The organism is Chryseobacterium sp. FH1 (assembly GCF_000735135.1).
Taxonomy (GTDB): Bacteria; Bacteroidota; Bacteroidia; order Flavobacteriales; family Weeksellaceae; genus Epilithonimonas.
Genome location: NZ_JPLZ01000006.1, coordinates 1,738,738 through 1,756,108 on the forward strand (window position 1 = coordinate 1,738,738; position 17,371 = coordinate 1,756,108).

Genomic DNA, 17,371 nt, shown 5'->3' on the forward strand with positions numbered 1-17,371 from the left:
CTTCTTAGTTTTTGTTTAATAATTTTACCGTTTTCTCCTCAATATGAAGATGTCCATCTGCGTTGTCTATAAGCATTTGGTCTTCCGATACAATGATGATTGTTGTTGTTTCTTTGAGTTTTAGAAGGTATTGTGTCATTTTGGTTTTGAACTCGTCATTCATTCCATCCAATGGATCTTCAAGGATCAGAAGTCTTTTTCCACCAACCAAAGCTCTCAGAAGCATGATTTTCTTTTTCGAACTGAAGGAAATCTCAGTATCGGTTTCGCTGATTTCGGTAAAGAATCCGTTGCTGAATTGGCTGGAGAAATTATCAATTCCAACTTCATCACAAATATCAAGGATCTGTTCTGCGGTCGTGTTGTTGTTTCCAAGAATGATATTTTCGTAAACTGTTCCCTTGATAATGGTCATATCTTCCAGATACATTCCGATTTGATTTCGCAATGCAATTTTGTCGATATTTTTAAGAGGGATTTTATCAAACATAATACTGCCAGAAGTTGGCTCGTAGAATCCAGTAATCATATTGAGAAGCAAAGATTTTCCAGATCCTAGCTTTCCAGAAATGATATTAATGGAATTTTCAGCGATTTTGAAATTGATGTTCTCTAAAATTTTCTGATAATCATTAAAGGCAAAGTTGACGTCTTTGAACTCGATTGCAAATCCAGTATGCACTTCTTCAAAAGTTATTTCACCCATATTTTCTTCAGGCAGGCCAGTAACTTTGTTAAGCTTTGCCAATGCCGCAATCACATCATAATAACTTTCCAAGCTGATGATTAGTTTCTCAACGGCCATCATAATGCTCAAAACTACAATCTCTGTAGCGATAAAAGCACCGATATTCAATTGTTGATTCACCAAAAGATAAGTTCCGATCACAAGCATTACCAAAGTAATGATCACTTTGAATGCGATAATAGTTTTGTACTGAATCACCAAAACCTTGAAGTGGGAAGTTCTGTCATCCAAATAATCAATCACACGTTCATCGGTTCCTCGCAGATGAATTTCTGTTTTTGAGTTGAGTTTGAATGTTTTTATTGATGCCGCAATATCCTCAAGCCAAGATGCCACGATGTATTTTTTGTCACTTTCATCGATACTGGATTTGATGCCACTTTCCATCGTAAATCTAAAAATGAGAATCACGCAAATGATAACCAAAGCTCCGAAAACCAAAAACCAAGGATGATAGAATGATAACAAAAGAATTCCAAAAAGAATTTGAATCAAAGCAGTCGGAATCTCAAGTAAAATCTTGGAAATTCCCTTTTGCAAATTCTGTGTATCAAAAAAACGATTGACCAACTCGGGAAGATAATATTTTCTCGTAGCTGAGAGATTCACTTTCGGAAGTTTTTCTGCAAAGGCAATTGAAAATTCGACAAAGATCTTTTGCTGAATCTTTTCGATGATTTCCATTACTTTCAGCCTAAAATAGCCAACAAGCCAAGTTCCTAAAACCACGAAAGCAATAAGAATGTAAATAGAAGTCGCCATTGTTGCGCCCATTACAAAGCTGACAATGGATTGGATTCCGAGTGGAACACTTAGTTGCACCAAACCGTTGAGAATGGCGTAAAAATAAATATTGGTGACGTCTTTTTTTTCTTTGGTTACATATCTGAAAAGATTGTAACCGTGCTGTTTTGGAGAAATTTCCATTTGTGTATTATTCTTTGATCAGATTGAAAGTAATGAAACGCAAATAGTCTAAGACATATTTTTTATGTTCCATTTTTTGTGTGTGATTATCGGTAAGTTTCGGTAGATGCTCGCTAAAAAACTGTTGATAGTGAGCAGTTTCCAACAAAGTGCTTGCAAACGATTTAGGATAGGGAAAATCAGGTTTTGCTTGTGAGATGACCTCACCAAAAAAGTTGCAAAGACTTTTCAATGGACTGAAAACCATATCTTTATTAAAATCATCCACATCTTTTACAAGATAAGATTTACTGCTTTCTGCAATGACAATACTGTAGAGTTTGGAAAGGTCGTAATCTTCAATCTGGTCATCTGTCTCGTAATTATGCGTGATGATTTCCAAGATTTCCGACATTTTCTTACAAGGATCTTTGATGCCCTGCAATCTTTGTTTGCAAGTAAACTCGAGGTAGGACCAGTACCAATTGAGAATATAGGTTAAAAGCTTGTGTTTCGAAGAAAAATATCTGTAGACCGTAGCTTCCGTTGAATGAATTCTTTGAGCCAATTTCTTAAATGTAAAATTCTCAAAGCCAGTCTCATAAATCAGTTCTATCGCGTTTTTTACGATTGATTTTCCAATCTCGCTATTTTCCGGATCCTTTAGATAAAGATGCGCATTGACCTTAAATTTTAACTGAAACTCCATAGTTATCTTTTACTTTGTTTTAAAGTAGCAAATTATGCGACAAAGATAGTTAAATATTATTAATGATAGTATTACTATTATTTAAGGTTATTGTAATGTTTTGTTAATTATTTGATGTGAAAGCATTATTAATTATGTGTAAAAGTTGATTGCCATAAATTAAATTTCCCTTTAGGGAACGGTTTTTGTAATTATTTGGGCTGAATATTTCTAATCCAAAATCTCAAAAAATTATGAAAAAATATCTTCTACCTGCCGTTGCAGTGCTGATGATAAGTTGTAAAAAAACAGACACAGATAGTGCAATCTCCAAGCAGACCGCGGAAGCTCAAACGCAGATCGATACTTTGAAACTACCGCCACCAGACGAAAAAGGTGCGAAAAACAAATTCAGCAATGTGATCGGATGGCCAAAAGACAAGGCGCCAACAGCTCCAAAAGGTTTTACTGTGACACGCTTTGCAGAAAATATCAAAAGCCCAAGAAATATGATTCAAGGAGAGAATGGCGATATTTTCGTAGTTCTTTCTAATTCTGAACGCACTGCGACAGAAAAAATAAAAAATGATATCAGCGGAAAAAGTGATGCTGAAGTTGGTGGCAAGTCTGCCAACAGAATTATTCTTTACCGAGACGCCAACAAAGATGGAATCCCAGAATCTTCCTCAGTTTTTCTGGATAATCTAAACCAACCGTACGGCATGTTGATTATCAAAGACCAATTTTACGTTGCAAATACTGATGGACTTTGGGTTTATCCTTACAAAGCTGGCGAAACAAAAATCACCAAGCCTGGAAAGAAGATTGTCAGCCTTCCTGCCGGCGGTTATAACAACCACTGGACTCGAAATTTGACAACCAACAAAGATCAATCTAAAATCTACATCTCTGTCGGTTCTGGTAGTAATGTCGGCGAAAATGGAATGGAACACGAAGTAAGAAGAGCCAATATTTTGGAAGTGAATCTGGATGGAAGTGGCGAGAAAATCTATGGAGCCGGACTCAGGAATCCAGTTGGGATGAGTTGGAATCCTGTAACTGGAGAGCTTTGGACTGTCGTAAACGAGAGAGACGAGTTAGGCGATGAATTGGTTCCAGATTATTTGACGAGCGTGAAACCAGATGCCTTCTACGGTTGGCCTTACGCTTATTTTGGTAAAAATGAAGATCCGAGAAGAAGAGGCGAGAAGCCAGATTTGGTAGCGAAAACAATAGTTCCGGATGTACCTTTGGGAAGCCACACGGCGTCTTTAGGATTAGAATTTTATACGGGCTCGCAGTTTCCGGGAATCTACAAAAATGGAGCTTTCATAGGACAGCACGGCTCTTGGAATCGTTCTTCTTTGGTCGGTTATCAGGTAGCTTTTGTCCCTTTCAAAGATGGAAAAGCTTCTGGTTCTTACCAACCATTCTTGACCGGCTTTATTGCGGACGAAGCAAAAGGTGATGTTTACGGAAGACCAGTTGGCGTTCTTCAGATTGCAGATGGATCGTTGCTAGTAGCGGATGATGTGAGCGGAATTGTCTGGCGGGTTTCCTACAACAAGAGATAAATTAGTACTAAAAGCAACTTTATAAGTTGCTTTTTTTTGTAAGTTTCTAAAAATTTGGACTTTGATTTATAATTTATGAAGCTGTTTCCGCTTCAACATCTGGTTTTTTAAATTTATAAAAGAAAAACAAATTCCAAAGAATCATCTCGTAACCGTAGAAGAAATCCTCAATTGGAATCGTCAGCATTCTAAAACCGATGTGATTTTGTGGATTATAATTCACGATGGGAGAGTCCAAACCTGTTCCAGTAAGAATTCCATTAACCAAAAAAAATCCTGGTGTCAAAATCAAATAGATCATCGAAGCTTTGCCAATCCAATTGATTTTCAAGAAAAAATATAAAATCAATAAGCTAATTGAAGTTGATAAGAAAGTAACAAAAGTGTAAATTCTATCGTGATAGTAAAGTGCAATTCCCAAAAATATGATTGATGAAATCACAACAAATATTTTCTCAGAATTTGGTTTCCAATCGAGTTTGAAAAATTTGTCCAAACAGAAATATGTGAAAACACAGGAAAACGGAATACAAATGAAAAATAATATTTCTTCAATTGGCAATTCCGAAATTTTTAGGCCGATTAAATATCGATAATTAAACCACCAAACGCCATTTTTCGTAAACCAAATATCCCAAAGAATAAACACCAAACCAACCAAAACCGAAGCTTTGATAAAGGCGCCAAAGTGTCTGTTGAATTTAATCTTAGGATGAAAAGAAAAAATAAAACAGATGATGACGGTAAAGAAATTAATCAAGAGATAAGTATATTGAATCATCAGGCTTTGTCTTTGTTAAAGTACATTTTGAAATATTTAACTGGCACCCAAAGAAATCCAAAACATTCGCCATCTTCTTTGTTGATGTGTTTGTGATGTTGCTTGTGAGCGCGTCTAATTGCCAATAGATAAGGGTTTTTCGTGTCCTTCAAAAACTTCACGCGTTGATGAATGAAAATATCGTGAACGAAAAAATACGACATTCCGTAAAGCGTAATCCCAATCCCGACGTAGAACCAAATGTCAAAATCATTCATCGTTCCAATGTACATTAAGGCAATTGCAGGAATCGCAAAAATCACGAAAAAATAATCGTTTTTTTCTAAAGGCGGATCACTGCTATGGTCGTGGTGATCGCGGTGAAGTGACCACAAAAATCCGTGCATCACATATTTGTGAACGACCCACGTAAAGCCTTCCATCAGGAAAAAAGTTATTAAAATTATTAAGAAATTCATTATTCTTTTCTTTTGTTGTTGAACATCACTTCCAAGACTTCGTGGCGGAAATCAAAGATATTTTTAAGTTTGCTTTTCACAAAAAGTTTGTGTGCAATTTCGCCTAAAACTCCCATCGGAAGTTCATAGCTTACGGTATCTTTGATCAAAACACCATTATCGTTTTGGATAAATTCGTGGTAATGGTTCCACAATTTGTAAGGTCCTTTTTGCTGAAAATCCGTGAAACTCTTTTGGAAATCCACTTGCGTGATCTGCGTTTGCCATTTCATTGGGATTTTCAAAATCGGTGAAACTGTGTAATCTATCAGCATTCCTTTGTAAATTTCGTCGTTCTCCAATTTCGTCAACACTGTGAAATTCATATCTTTCGGTGTGATGACGGCTAAATTATTGGCGGATGAAAAGAATTTCCAAGCCGTTTCAATATCGCAGTTTAACTGTTGTTCTCTATAAAGTCTGTGTACCATTTTCAATTTTTAGATTTATTTCAATTTCATTTTACAGATCTATAGAATTTTAGATCGATAACATTTTATATTCTACGTAACTTCCCATCATCAAGGATATTTTTTTGCTGTTGGAGATTCGGATTCTCTGGTTGATCATTTTGGTGGCTGACGTTCGCTTGATTTTTTTGAAGAGCGAAAGATAATATCTGTACGCCAAATAAACGCCGAATCTGGACGAAGTTGGTAATTTTTTAATGCCTTCTAATGCCAATTGGAATTCGTGTGCGATTTCCTTTTCGATTTCCGCTTTTACTTGATTGTCAAATGCTTTGATGTCAACATTAGGGAAATAAGTTCTGCCCAAAACATCATAATCATCTTTCATATCACGCAGGAAATTCACTTTTTGGAAAGCCGATCCCAAGATCATTGCAGAAGGTTTCAGCCTTTCGAATTCCGCCTTGTCGCCGTTTACAAAAATGTGAAGACACATCAAACCAACCACTTCCGCGGAACCCAAAATATATTCTTTGTAAAGCTCCGAGTTGTAATCAATCTTGTGAAGATCCATTTCCATGCTTCTCAGAAATTGCTTGATGAGTTCGTGATCGATCTCGTATTTGCTCACAGTTTCCTGAAAAGATTGCATAATTGGATTGAGCGAAATTTGCTCTTCCAAAGCCAAAAAAGTGTCTTCTCGGAAACGGGACAAAAGTTTTTCTTTGTCAAATCCGTGAAAACTGTCCACAATCTCATCTGCCAATCTCACGTAACCATAAATGGCGTAAATAGGATTTCGAATTTTGGAAGATAAAGCCAAGATTCCTAGCGAAAAACTTGTGCTGTATTGCTTTGTCGTCTGTTTGCTGATCTTGAACGAAAGGTCGTCAAATAGTTTTTTCATAGCTAGATATTATTTGTTTGTTGGCTTCTATGGAGGCAATTTTCCCTGAGATAATGCTTGGCGGAACACCTGGTCCTGGCACCGTCAATTGTCCTGTGTAAAAGAGATTTTTTATTTTTTTGTTTCTGAGAGAAGGTTTCAGAACTGCGGTTTGTGACAATGTGTTTGCCAATCCGTAAGCGTTTCCCTCGAAAGCGTTGTAGTCCTGTTTGAAATCCTCCAGACAGAAACTTCTTTTATATTCTATTTTAAGAATTAAATTTTCTGTGTTCGTGTGCTTTTCCAATCTGCTCATCATTTCGAGGAAATATTTTTCCCGCATCTGGTCAGAATCTGCAATTCCGGTGGCGATTGGCATTAATAAAAATACATTTTCGCAGTTTTCCGGCGCAATGTTTTGATCGGTTTTGGATGGACAACAAACATAGAATAATGGTTTCGATGGCCATTTTTTATCTTCATAAATTTCTGTTGTATGGAGATCCAAATTGTTTTCGAAGAACAACGTGTGATGTTTCAGATTTGGAATTTTTTCCTTGATTCCCAAATAAAATATCAGACAAGAAGGTGCAAAAGTTTTCTTCTTCCAATAATTATCGTCGTAATTTCTGTATTCTTTTGCAAGCATTTTACTTTCCGTATGTTGGTAATCTGAAGAAGCAATGATGGAATCGAACTCGATTTTTTCGCCGTTGACGATGAGCGCGTTTGCTCTTTTATCATTAACGATAATTTGCTCGACGTTCGCATTGAAATGAAACTTAACACCTTGTTCCATAGCGATTTCCTGCATCGATTCTATAATCTTGATGAAGCCTCCAATCGGATACCAAGTTCCTAATTTGTAACCGCCATAATTCATTAAACTGTAAAGTGCCGGAATATCTTTCGGCGAAGCACCAAGAAAAATCACGGGGAATTCCATTAATGTGATCAACTTCGGATTCGAAAAATATTTGCGGACAAACTTGCTGAAATCTGTCAACAAATCCAGACTGAAGGCACTTTTCAAAATCTTAAGCGAAACAAACTCAAACCAAGAATTGCAGGGTTTCGTGACGTAATCTTTCATCCCAACTTCGTACTTGAATTGCGCATCTTTCATAAAATCGTCCAACCGTTTTCCTGCGCCTTTTTCGGTTTCTTCGAAGAGCGTTTTCATCGCTTCAAAATCTTGTGGAATCGCCATTATTCCATCCGAAAAGACCATTTCGAATTGTGGATCGAGTGGAACCAATTCATAGAAATCGGACGCTTGTTTATTAAAATCATTAAAGAAATTTTCGATGATATCTGGCATCCAGTACCAACTTGGTCCCATATCGAAAGTGTAGCCATTGTCTGTCTGGAAACTTCGCGCACGTCCGCCAACTGTTGAATTCTTCTCGAAAACGTGAACTTCGTGACCGAGTTTTGCGGAATAGGCGCTGGCCGACAAGCCTGAGAATCCGGAACCGATGATGGCAATTTTCTTTTTCATAATTTAATTTTTCCCGAAAGAATAGTCTTGGTAAACGGTTTCTAGTAATTTTTCGCTGTTGATATTTTTAGAAAATATGGGCTGATGGAACTTTTCTAATTTGTCGAGGATTCTTATTAATTCCATTTTTTCGGAATGGTTTAGATTTCCGCTGACAATTTGTGTGGCGTTTCTAATCTTTTCCATTTGATTGTCTAAGGCCAATTTTCCAGCTTCAGTAATGTTAAGAACTTTGGATCGCTTGTCTTCTTGGGAATTGGATTGTTGAATCCAACCTTGGTTTATTAATCTGTTGATGATCAAGATTCCGGAAGATTTGTCGTGGATATTTTTTTTAATTAATTCCATTTTTGTCATCGATCCAAAAGCTTTGAGATTGATCAAATAACTGAATTCGTCCTGCGTTTTAAAGTCCGAACCTGCGATGGCGGATTTGGAGTAAGTTTTCGCATAACGATTGAGATGTACTAACAAAGTGCTGATAACGCTTTCCGGCGATCGACCTTCCTCTTTTCCTTGCCAAATTTGTTCAGTGGATTCGGAGTTTCTTTTGTCGAGTTCCTTATCTGCGATCCAGGATTTGAAACCATTGATGTCATTAGCATAAAAATGATCCTGATTTTGAGAATCAAATTTTTCCGCCAGACCGATGATTTCTTTGATAAAGGTGAATTTCATTTGTGCTTTATTTTGTGTTTTTATGTACTAATTATTATGCCAATTGTTCATTAATATCCTAAAATTAGACAAAAAATGAGTCTCTAATTTTATAAATCGTAAAAAATCTTAATTACGATCAGATTTATGTTAAGGATTTCTAAAAAAAATTAAAATTTGAAAAGAATAAACATTTATGGAATCGTTATTGTGACTTAACTAACAACATTAAAACAAAAAGTTATGAAAACGGAAATGAAAAGTTTAATGTTTGGATTATCACTGGTAGCAGGAAGCTACCTAACAGCCCAAACAGCACCGACCACGAATGATACTGTAAAAATGGAAACGACTGCAAATGCGAAAACCACAGCAGTTATAAACCCAGCCATAGAAGCCTTGCAAAAGCAAATTGCGACAAAACCGGATGATACGCAGACTCTGGTAACTTTGGCGACTGCCTACCAAGATGCTGGAGATTGGAACTCCGCCATCGCGACTTGGAACAAGATCACAACCATCATTCCAGATTGGGCGCCAGCATATTACAGTATTGGGTATGCAAACCAATCGGCAAAGAATAACCAAGGTGCGAAACAGGCTTATGAGCAATATATTGCAAAAGTAAAACCAGAAGAAGTGGAAGCTTCGAAACAAAATCTGGGTTACGCATATTTCTTTATCGCATTCCAAGATAAAGACACCGATAAGGAAAAAGCAAAACAATATATCGCAAAATCTTTGCAATACGACAGTTCAAACCAAGATGCGCTCAACTTGAGCAAAAGCTTGATGAACTAATTTTCAATACACTATTTATATAAAAAAGACGCTTAATTTAAGCGTCTTTTGTTTTATATATTATCTTGCGAATCCTTATTTTCAGGAGGGTTTTGGTTTTTGTTGTTTTTCTTTTTGTAGAAATAATAACCAATTCCAGCAATCAGGAAAACTGGCCAAAAGGGTAGGAGAAAGAGCAGAATACTTCCGATGACATTCCAGCCAGAGGAAATTGCGTCCAAAGATTTGGAACCGAAACTTTTGTCATTTTCATTTTCAGTTGGATGGAGTTTGTTGCCGTACAAAGTGATTTCGATGTCGCACATTTTGTTTTGATTGTAATCATTTCCGACAATCTCGACATTCTTGTTTTTCACGCTTCCAAGATCTGCCAATTCCTCCACCAGATAATCGAATTTCTGAAGCGGAACTTTTGCCGTGATGTAGTAAGTTTGGAATTCATCATTGCTGATCAGATTTTCGGTTTTGATGTTTCCATCATATTTTCTGATTTGTTCCTGCACCAGATATTTTCCCGTTGCAATATCATCCACATTGATTTCTACATAACCTTTCTTCAGAATTGAAGCAGGTTTCGGCTCTGAATTTTGTATTGGTTTGTCTCTGTAAACGATTTTGTTTACCGTTTTGGTGACAGGTTTTGGAATTTCTTTTTTGATGGAATTTTTAATTGAATCAATATTAGAATTAATTTTTTTCTCATCGATTTCCTTCTTGAATTTCTCAACATTCTCACCAATTGAATCGATTTTATTCTTGCTGTTTTCAAAAGCTTTCTCGATTTCCTCTTTTTTTTTGATGAGATCTTTAGCTTTCAAATTGACAGAATCTACAATCGTGTTGGCAGTAGAATCAAATTTCTCTACACTTTCTGAAACATTATCTACTAGAGAATCTGCACTTGCGATGGTGTTGTTAGCTTGTTCTAAATCGGACTTCTTACACATTGTCAATGTGCTAAGGACGAACACGGTAAATATTAATTTTTTCATTTTGGATAATTTTGTTGATGTAAAACTACCAAGGCTGTGAAAAATTAATTTGTAAATGAAAGGGAATGTTCTTGTAAGGTTTTAATTGGTTGAAAATGAATAATTTGTGATTGATTTACAATTAATTTACAAAGAATAAGACAGATGAAAAGTTATGCTTATTACATTATTCTTTTGTTATTTCAAATTTTCTTTAAAAACAATAATAAATTTATGTAGCGGAAAATAGAAACTTATTAATATCAACCAAATAGTAAGAGTAATTGATGCTTTGGCTAAAAAATTTGATTCTTGCCAATTCTTAATTAAATCTTTCAACAAAATAAATTCTAATATAAACGGAGCTAGTGTTAGAATTATAGTTAAGGGAAAAATTAAAATTGCACCTAAACAACCTAAAACTGATTTTCCCTTAAAAGCTAGATTATTGATTTCAGAGTAAATAGAAAAAGGGAAGATACTTCTGACAAAATCATCCATTTGGATGTGTTCATTTTTTGAATTTTCCTTTTCAATTTTGTAATAATATCTACTGTAAAATTCAAGACTTTTATGACTATCTGCTTTATGAGAACTAATTAAACGTATCTAAATATAACAAAAGCAAAAGCTAATGGAAAAAATAATTTTATTGTCTCTAAATCATTAATTGTCAAAGGTCCAATCTCAAAATTTTCTAATTTAGAAAAATTTAAAATATAATAAAATAGAAAGCTAATTACCATAATAATACCTAAATAATTACTTTCCTTAGCGATCTCTCTAGATTTTTCAACCAAAATATTAATGTGATTAATTATTTTATCATCATTACAGGAACTAATAATTTTAATAATATCTTGCTCTTTCATAAAATTTTGGTGTATATCAAATATAATAATATTTATTTTCAATTTATGATAAAAAATTCCGCAGAAAAACTCCGCGGATCATATATTTTACTCTGCCGTAGCAAACTCACTAATGAAATGCAACTTCACATTCGGAAACTTCTCCTGCGTCATCACGATTGTGAAAGATGAATCTGCCAGGAAAACCAATTGGTCATATTTATCTCGCGCCAGGAATCTCTGTTTCAATCTTGCAAACTCCTGGAATTCCTCAGATCTTTCATCCGCCTCAACCCAACAAGCTTTGTGGATTCCAATTGGTTCATAAGTACATTTTGCACCATATTCGTGCTCCAAACGGTATTGGATGACTTCGTATTGTAGCGCTCCAACCGTTCCGATGATCTTTCTGTTGTTCATCGTCAACGTGAAAAGCTGAGCTACACCCTCGTCCATCAATTGGTCGATTCCTTTGGCTAACTGTTTCGCTTTCAACGGATCATCATTGTTGATGTAACGGAAATGTTCTGGAGAGAAATTCGGAATTCCTTTGAAACTGATCTTTTCACCAGCCGTCAAAGTATCGCCAATCCTGAAATTTCCTGTATCGTGAAGTCCCACGATATCTCCTGGGAAACTCTCATCCACAACTTCCTTTTTGTCCGCAAAGAAAGCGTTAGGAGAGGAGAACTTCATTTTTTTGCCTTCTCTTACAAGTAGATAATTCTCATTTCTTTTGAAAGTTCCGGAAACGATCTTCACAAACGCCAAACGGTCTCTGTGCTTCGGATCCATATTTGCGTGAATCTTGAACACAAATCCAGTAAAATTTTTCTCTTCAGGTTTCACCACTCGCGTCGAACTTTCCTTTGGCTGAGGCTTCGGCGCAATCTCGATGAAAGCATCCAACAACTCACGAACCCCAAAATTATTTAAGGCAGAACCGAAGAAAACCGGTTGCAGATCTCCTTTCATATAGTCATCTCGGTCAAATTCCGGATACACAGATTCCACCAATTCCAATTCCTCCCTAAGTGTCGCCGCCGCTTTTGCCCCAACCAACTCATCGATTTGAGCATCATTGATGTCATCAAATTTTATCGCCTCACCAACTTTCTGTTTTTTCTCTTCCAAAAACAATTGGATATTCTTTTCCCAAATATTATAGATCCCTTGGAAATCCGCTCCCATACCAATTGGCAAAGAAAGTGGCGTCACGCGCAGACCCAATTTTTGCTCCACTTCATCCAGCAGATCGAAGGCATCTTTCCCTTCACGGTCCAACTTGTTGATGAAAACCAACATCGGAATATTTCGCATTCTGCAAACCTGGACCAACTTTTCTGTCTGTTCCTCAACACCTTTTGCGACGTCGATCACGACGATCACGGAGTCAACGGCTGTCAAAGTTCTATAAGTATCTTCAGCAAAATCCTTGTGACCTGGCGTGTCCAAAATATTGATCTTGTGACCTTTATATTCAAAAGCCAAAACCGAGGTCGCTACGGAAATTCCTCTCTGGCGCTCGATTTCCATAAAATCGGAGGTTGCCCCTTTTTTGATTTTGTTGGATTTTACCGCGCCCGCTTCCTGGATCGCTCCTCCAAAAAGAAGAAGTTTCTCTGTAAGCGTCGTTTTTCCCGCATCGGGGTGAGAGATGATCCCGAAAGTTTTTCTCCTGCTGATTTCTTGTTCTAAAGACATAATAAAATTTGAGACTGCAAAAATCGTGTTTTTTATCGAATTCTGAAAATCGAGTTTTCGAGATACTAATTAGGAGCTATCTGACCAAGTCCAAAAGATATTTTTATTTTTAATTAGGAGCTATTTCCCGCTTTCCGTTGCAATCTTTTTTGCAGACGATTTCCCTCTCAATAGAACTTTCAGTAAACGCAAAAAAGGATTTCCACTGCAATCGGGGCTAGGGATTTTGTTTGTAAAAGAAGCTTTCCACTAAAAAAGAAGATTGTCAATCCTAACCCGAAACACTTCGACTCCGCTCAGTGTGACAAACCCAACTCAGATTTCCAACATCAATCCATTGTCATTCCGAGCGGAGTTGAAGACTTTTCAATCTTATTCAAAGATTTCGAAAGACATTAGCATTGTCAGTCTGAGCGGAGTCGAAGACCAAATACTGTAAAAGTATTCTTAAATTTAATAACATAATTATGAATAATAATCTCTCGCAGATTTACAGCATAAAAAAATCAGCCTAATCTGCTAAATCAGCGAGAGTTTTAAAAAATCATACTTGTGAGAAGAAAGAAATTAATTCGTTAGAATTGTCAGTCTGAGGCTCTCGAAGACATATAAAAACTAAAAATTCATATAAAAAAATCAATCCCTCAAAACTCGATACTCTGGGTCTTCAATAATATTAATAGCCACCACATTTTCCGCATTCTTTATCAACCGCAAGCAATCAGAACTCAAATGCTTCAACCGAACAGTTTTCCCTTGACTTAGATAGCGTTCCGTGATTTTATTCAGAATATCAATCGCAGACATATCCACCACACGACTTTCCTTGAAATCAATAATCACATCTTTCGGGTCATCCATCACATCAAATTTCTCAGCAAAAGTTGTCGTTGAACCAAAAAACAACGGGCCGAAAATCTCATAATGTTTCACGCCATTATCATCAATATATTTCTTCGCACGGATTCGTTTTGCACTTTCCCAAGCGAATACCAGAGCGGAAATAATGACACCAATCAAAACTGCCAAAGCCAAATTGTGAAGAAAAACGGTAATCAAGGTCACAACAACCATCACAAAAATATCAGACTTCGGAAATCTCTTTATCGCTTTAAAACTTGCCCATTCAAACGTTCCAACAGAAACCATTATCATTACGCCAACCAAAGCAGCGACAGGCATTTTTCCAATCACAGGCGCTCCGAATAGGATGATAAAAAGAATAACCAAAGCAGCGATAATTCCAGACAATCTGGCTCTCGCGCCAGCCGAAAGATTCACCAAAGTCTGTGCAATCATCGGACAACCGCCCATTCCGAAAAAGAATCCGTTGAGAATATTGGCGGTTCCTTGTGCAACGCATTCTCTGTTGCTATTTCCTTTGGTATTTGTAATTTCATCAACCAAATTTAAAGTCAACAAACCTTCCGTCAATCCAACCGTTGACATTATCAAAGCAAATGGAAAAATGACCTTCAAAACTTCAAAAGACATCTCGACATTCGGAATGTGAAACGGTGGAAAACCGCCAGCAATATTAGCAATGTCACTTACAGTCTTGGTCTGAATTCCGAAAATCATTACCAAAGCAAAAGTGACCGCAATCGCCACCAAAGAAGCCGGAATTTTCTTTGTCAATCTTGGAAAAATTAAAATCACCGAAATCGTCAATGCGACCAAACCAAGCATTATATACAAAGGACTTCCGAACAACCAACTTTCCGAACCCTGGATTTTAAACTGATTGATTTGTGACATAAAAATGACAATCGCCAAACCATTTACAAAGCCGTACATCACAGGTTGCGGAACCAGCCGAATGAATTTCCCCAACTTAAAAATCCCCACGAAAATCTGAATGATTCCAGCCAAAACCACGGTCGCAAAAATATATTCGATGCCGTGAGAAATCATCAGTGGAATCAAGACAATCACGGTTGCACCAGCGCCACCGGAAATCAAGCCGGGCCGTCCGCCAAAAATTGCTGTGACCAATCCCATTATGAAAGCGGCATACAAACCTGTCAACGGCGAAAATCCAGCAAGAATGGCAAACGATAAGGATTCCGGAATCATCGTCATTGCAACGGTGAGTCCAGCGAAAATTTCGTTTCTGTAATTTACTTTTTGAGAGAAATCAAAAAGGTTGAGAACTTTCTGCATAAGAATTTGAAAATGCGAAATTAGGGAGAATTCTGGCGGGAAAATTTATTCAGACAATTTCATCTTCATATAAAAGACCAATCCCAATCCGATCATTACAATCCCAATACTGAATGGGAAAATATAATTCAGTCCAAAAGTATCGGCCACACCACCAATCAAAGGACCGGTGATTCCCAACGAAATATCGATGAACAATCCATAACCAGCCAACGCTGAACCTTGATTGTAAGATGGAACAGTTTTCATCGCCATCACGCCCAAAGCAGGGAATATCAATGAAAATCCTAATCCAGTGATTCCAGCGCCAATCAATGCAAAATACGGATGATAGGACAAACTGATGATTGTCAAACCAAGTGTCTCAACAGCCAAGCACACAATCGCCACATTGATTCCGCCAAATCGGTTGATAGCATTACTGAAGACCAATCGGCCTGCCACAAACAAGATCCCGAAAACCGACAGACACATTGCGCCGTTTTGCCAGTGGTAATAATCGTAGTAAAGCGTGATAAAGGTAGAAATGGAAGCAAATCCTAAACCACCCAAAGCCAGACCAAGTCCGTAAGGGGCTACCTTACTCAAAACTTTCCAAAATGAAGTTGGCTCACCTTCTGACAGTTCTCCGGTTTTATTTTCTTTTGTATTTGCTAGAAAAAATCCTAAAATTCCGAGGATTACAATAAGAATTCCTAAACCATAAAAATTAAAATGCTTCACAATGGTCACACCGAGAGAAGCACCCAAAGCCAAAGCGCCATAACAAGCGACGCCATTGTAAGAGATGATGTTCGCGGTATGTTTTTCTCCAAAGGCCATTATTGCCCAGTTGATAGGACTTGCACCGATCATTCCTTCGGCACAGCCTGTAAAAAGTCTTGTAATAATTAAAAATGATAAGCTTACAATAGGAGAGAATTTGAAATAATAGGCCATTATCAATACCAATCCTGTAAAAGCAAAACTCAGCATACTCACAAGCACAGCAGGTTTTGGTCCTTTGCTATCGATGATTTTACCGGAATAGGCGCGCATCAAAAATGTCATCACATATTGTAAACTGATCACAATCCCTGCAACCAGCATACTGAAACCAAGACCTTTGCTAATAAAAATAGGTAAAACAGACAATGATAATCCAATGATAAAATAGCCTATAAATGTGAAGAAGACATAGGAAATCAGGGAATAAGAAATATTTTTGCTTTGTTCAATCGTTGCATCCATAACTCAAAAATTAATCTGCAAAGATACCACGGAAATCATTTTTAGAAAATTTTCTGATATTAATAAATGTATAATTTTCGTAGACTGTGAAAACTATTTATTTTAATGATTTGCCAAAAATCAGTAACTTTCGGCTTCTAACTCAAATTAGACCATTTTAAAAATTAATTTCCATCATCAATGACGAAGCTTCAGAAGTTAAAGAACGCTATTCAATACATCATCAAAGAACCAAGTTTGCTCAATATCATTCTCGATTTGAATGATATTAGAAAACAGGAATTTCAAAAAGATTATCCTCAATTTTTAAGTCTTCCGGAAGTTTCTTTGGACGAGATTTCAGGCGGGAATTTTGAAGCTGATGTTGATTTGTGCATTTTGGATGGTGGTTCACTTTCCACGGATTTGGCTTTGTTAAAGACTTTAGCCAAAGGAAAAAAATCCTATTTTGAGATTGGAACCTGGCGAGGCGAAAGTGTTTGGAATGTTGCGAAAGAAATTGATGATTGTACAACGCTCAACCTTTCCAAAGAAGAAATGGAAGCGATGGGCTGGAACAAAAGATACGCAGAACTTCACGGCATTTTGTCTAAAAAAAATCCAAAAATCCTCCATCTGGAAGGCAATACCAAAACCTATGATTTTGCTGGACTGAATAAAAAATATGATTTGATTTTCATCGATGGCGACCATTCTTACGATATGGTAAAACACGATACAGAAAAGGTTTTCCAACATTTGGTTCACGATGAAACTGTAGTGGTTTGGCACGATTACGCGTACAATCCGGAGAAAATCCGATATGAAGTTTTCAAGGCGATTTTGGATGCGTTGCCGAAAGAATTGCATCAAAATCTTTATCATCCGCAAAATACAATGTGCGCGATTTTCACCAAGAAAAAGTATAATACTTCAACGTTTGAAAGTCCGAAAACGCCGGAAGTTTTGTTTGAAGTGAAATTAAAATCGAATAAGTTTTAATATTAATAATTCAAACCTTCAA

The 17,371-nt window shown here is 36.7% G+C and carries 18 protein-coding genes; 4 read left to right on the top strand and 14 right to left on the bottom strand.

The genetic code is table 11. The annotated features are described in order from the left end of the window. Window positions 1-4: 4 nt before the first annotated feature. Window positions 5-1,675 (bottom strand): peptidase domain-containing ABC transporter, encoded by a 1,671-nt coding sequence (locus IO90_RS14820; protein WP_034968173.1) that lies wholly within the window; start codon window positions 1,673-1,675, stop codon window positions 5-7. Window positions 1,676-1,682: 7 nt separating this feature from the next. After that, complete coding sequence (locus IO90_RS14825; RefSeq protein ID WP_034968175.1) at window positions 1,683-2,363, bottom strand: TetR/AcrR family transcriptional regulator; 681 nt, start codon at window positions 2,361-2,363, stop codon at window positions 1,683-1,685. A gap of 233 nt (window positions 2,364-2,596) precedes the next feature. Here IO90_RS14825 and IO90_RS14830 point away from each other — a divergent pair, with 233 nt between their 5' ends. Continuing rightward, window positions 2,597-3,916 carry a PQQ-dependent sugar dehydrogenase gene (locus IO90_RS14830; RefSeq protein ID WP_034968178.1) on the top strand — a complete coding sequence of 440 codons (1,320 nt, stop codon included), beginning with the start codon at window positions 2,597-2,599 and terminating at the stop codon, window positions 3,914-3,916. Window positions 3,917-3,989: 73 nt separating this feature from the next. On the opposite strand, the gene IO90_RS14835 is transcribed toward IO90_RS14830, so the two are convergent. From IO90_RS14835 to IO90_RS14860, 6 genes are read right to left on the bottom strand one after another with little or no spacing between them, the layout of a single operon-like run. Beyond that, window positions 3,990-4,697, bottom strand: coding sequence for a lycopene cyclase domain-containing protein (locus tag IO90_RS14835; protein ID WP_034968183.1), 708 nt, complete (start codon window positions 4,695-4,697; stop codon window positions 3,990-3,992). Next, a complete protein-coding gene (locus IO90_RS14840) occupies window positions 4,697-5,155 on the bottom strand; it encodes a sterol desaturase family protein (RefSeq protein ID WP_034968186.1) in 459 nt (152 codons plus the stop codon). Before IO90_RS14840 ends, IO90_RS14835 begins: the two co-directional genes overlap by 1 nt. After that, a complete protein-coding gene (locus tag IO90_RS14845) occupies window positions 5,155-5,625 on the bottom strand; it encodes an SRPBCC family protein (protein WP_034968189.1) in 471 nt (156 codons plus the stop codon). The genes IO90_RS14840 and IO90_RS14845 overlap by 1 nt, the downstream gene beginning before the upstream one ends. A 49-nt stretch (window positions 5,626-5,674) precedes the next feature. Beyond that, window positions 5,675-6,511, bottom strand: coding sequence for a phytoene/squalene synthase family protein (locus IO90_RS14850; RefSeq protein WP_034968192.1), 837 nt, complete (start codon window positions 6,509-6,511; stop codon window positions 5,675-5,677). Further along, window positions 6,495-7,991, bottom strand: coding sequence for a phytoene desaturase family protein (locus IO90_RS14855; RefSeq protein WP_034968194.1), 1,497 nt, complete (start codon window positions 7,989-7,991; stop codon window positions 6,495-6,497). The genes IO90_RS14850 and IO90_RS14855 overlap by 17 nt, the downstream gene beginning before the upstream one ends. Before the next feature lie 3 nt (window positions 7,992-7,994). Next, window positions 7,995-8,669 (bottom strand): MarR family winged helix-turn-helix transcriptional regulator, encoded by a 675-nt coding sequence (locus IO90_RS14860; RefSeq protein ID WP_034968197.1) that lies wholly within the window; start codon window positions 8,667-8,669, stop codon window positions 7,995-7,997. A gap of 222 nt (window positions 8,670-8,891) precedes the next feature. On the opposite strand from IO90_RS14860, the gene IO90_RS14865 reads away from it, so the two are divergent. Continuing rightward, a complete protein-coding gene (locus IO90_RS14865) occupies window positions 8,892-9,449 on the top strand; it encodes a tetratricopeptide repeat protein (RefSeq protein ID WP_034968200.1) in 558 nt (185 codons plus the stop codon). 53 nt (window positions 9,450-9,502) lie between these two features. Here IO90_RS14865 and IO90_RS14870 read toward each other — a convergent pair whose 3' ends face one another. The 4 genes from IO90_RS14870 to IO90_RS14885 all read right to left on the bottom strand — a co-directional run bounded on the left by IO90_RS14870 (window position 9,503) and on the right by IO90_RS14885 (window position 12,975). Continuing rightward, the gene (locus IO90_RS14870) at window positions 9,503-10,441 is read right to left on the bottom strand and encodes a DUF4349 domain-containing protein (RefSeq protein ID WP_081871829.1); all 939 of its coding nucleotides are present in this window, start codon (window positions 10,439-10,441) and stop codon (window positions 9,503-9,505) included. 177 nt (window positions 10,442-10,618) lie between these two features. Then, a complete protein-coding gene (locus tag IO90_RS14875; RefSeq protein WP_034968206.1) occupies window positions 10,619-10,921 on the bottom strand; it encodes a hypothetical protein in 303 nt (100 codons plus the stop codon). Between the two features lie 98 nt (window positions 10,922-11,019). Next, complete coding sequence (locus IO90_RS14880) at window positions 11,020-11,292, bottom strand: hypothetical protein (RefSeq protein WP_034968209.1); 273 nt, start codon at window positions 11,290-11,292, stop codon at window positions 11,020-11,022. Window positions 11,293-11,379: 87 nt separating this feature from the next. Next, window positions 11,380-12,975: a peptide chain release factor 3 gene (locus IO90_RS14885; protein WP_034968211.1), complete on the bottom strand. Its 1,596-nt coding sequence runs from the start codon at window positions 12,973-12,975 to the stop codon at window positions 11,380-11,382. Between the two features lie 262 nt (window positions 12,976-13,237). Here IO90_RS14885 and IO90_RS19040 point away from each other — a divergent pair, with 262 nt between their 5' ends. Continuing rightward, window positions 13,238-13,414 carry a hypothetical protein gene (locus tag IO90_RS19040; RefSeq protein ID WP_165570284.1) on the top strand — a complete coding sequence of 59 codons (177 nt, stop codon included), beginning with the start codon at window positions 13,238-13,240 and terminating at the stop codon, window positions 13,412-13,414. Between the two features lie 197 nt (window positions 13,415-13,611). Here IO90_RS19040 and IO90_RS14890 read toward each other — a convergent pair whose 3' ends face one another. Further along, the gene (locus IO90_RS14890) at window positions 13,612-15,138 is read right to left on the bottom strand and encodes a SulP family inorganic anion transporter (protein WP_034968214.1); all 1,527 of its coding nucleotides are present in this window, start codon (window positions 15,136-15,138) and stop codon (window positions 13,612-13,614) included. A gap of 45 nt (window positions 15,139-15,183) precedes the next feature. Next, complete coding sequence (locus IO90_RS14895) at window positions 15,184-16,368, bottom strand: MFS transporter (RefSeq protein ID WP_034968216.1); 1,185 nt, start codon at window positions 16,366-16,368, stop codon at window positions 15,184-15,186. Between the two features lie 180 nt (window positions 16,369-16,548). Here IO90_RS14895 and IO90_RS14900 point away from each other — a divergent pair, with 180 nt between their 5' ends. Then, complete coding sequence (locus IO90_RS14900; RefSeq protein ID WP_034968220.1) at window positions 16,549-17,349, top strand: class I SAM-dependent methyltransferase; 801 nt, start codon at window positions 16,549-16,551, stop codon at window positions 17,347-17,349. The last annotated feature ends 22 nt before the right edge of the window (window positions 17,350-17,371 follow it).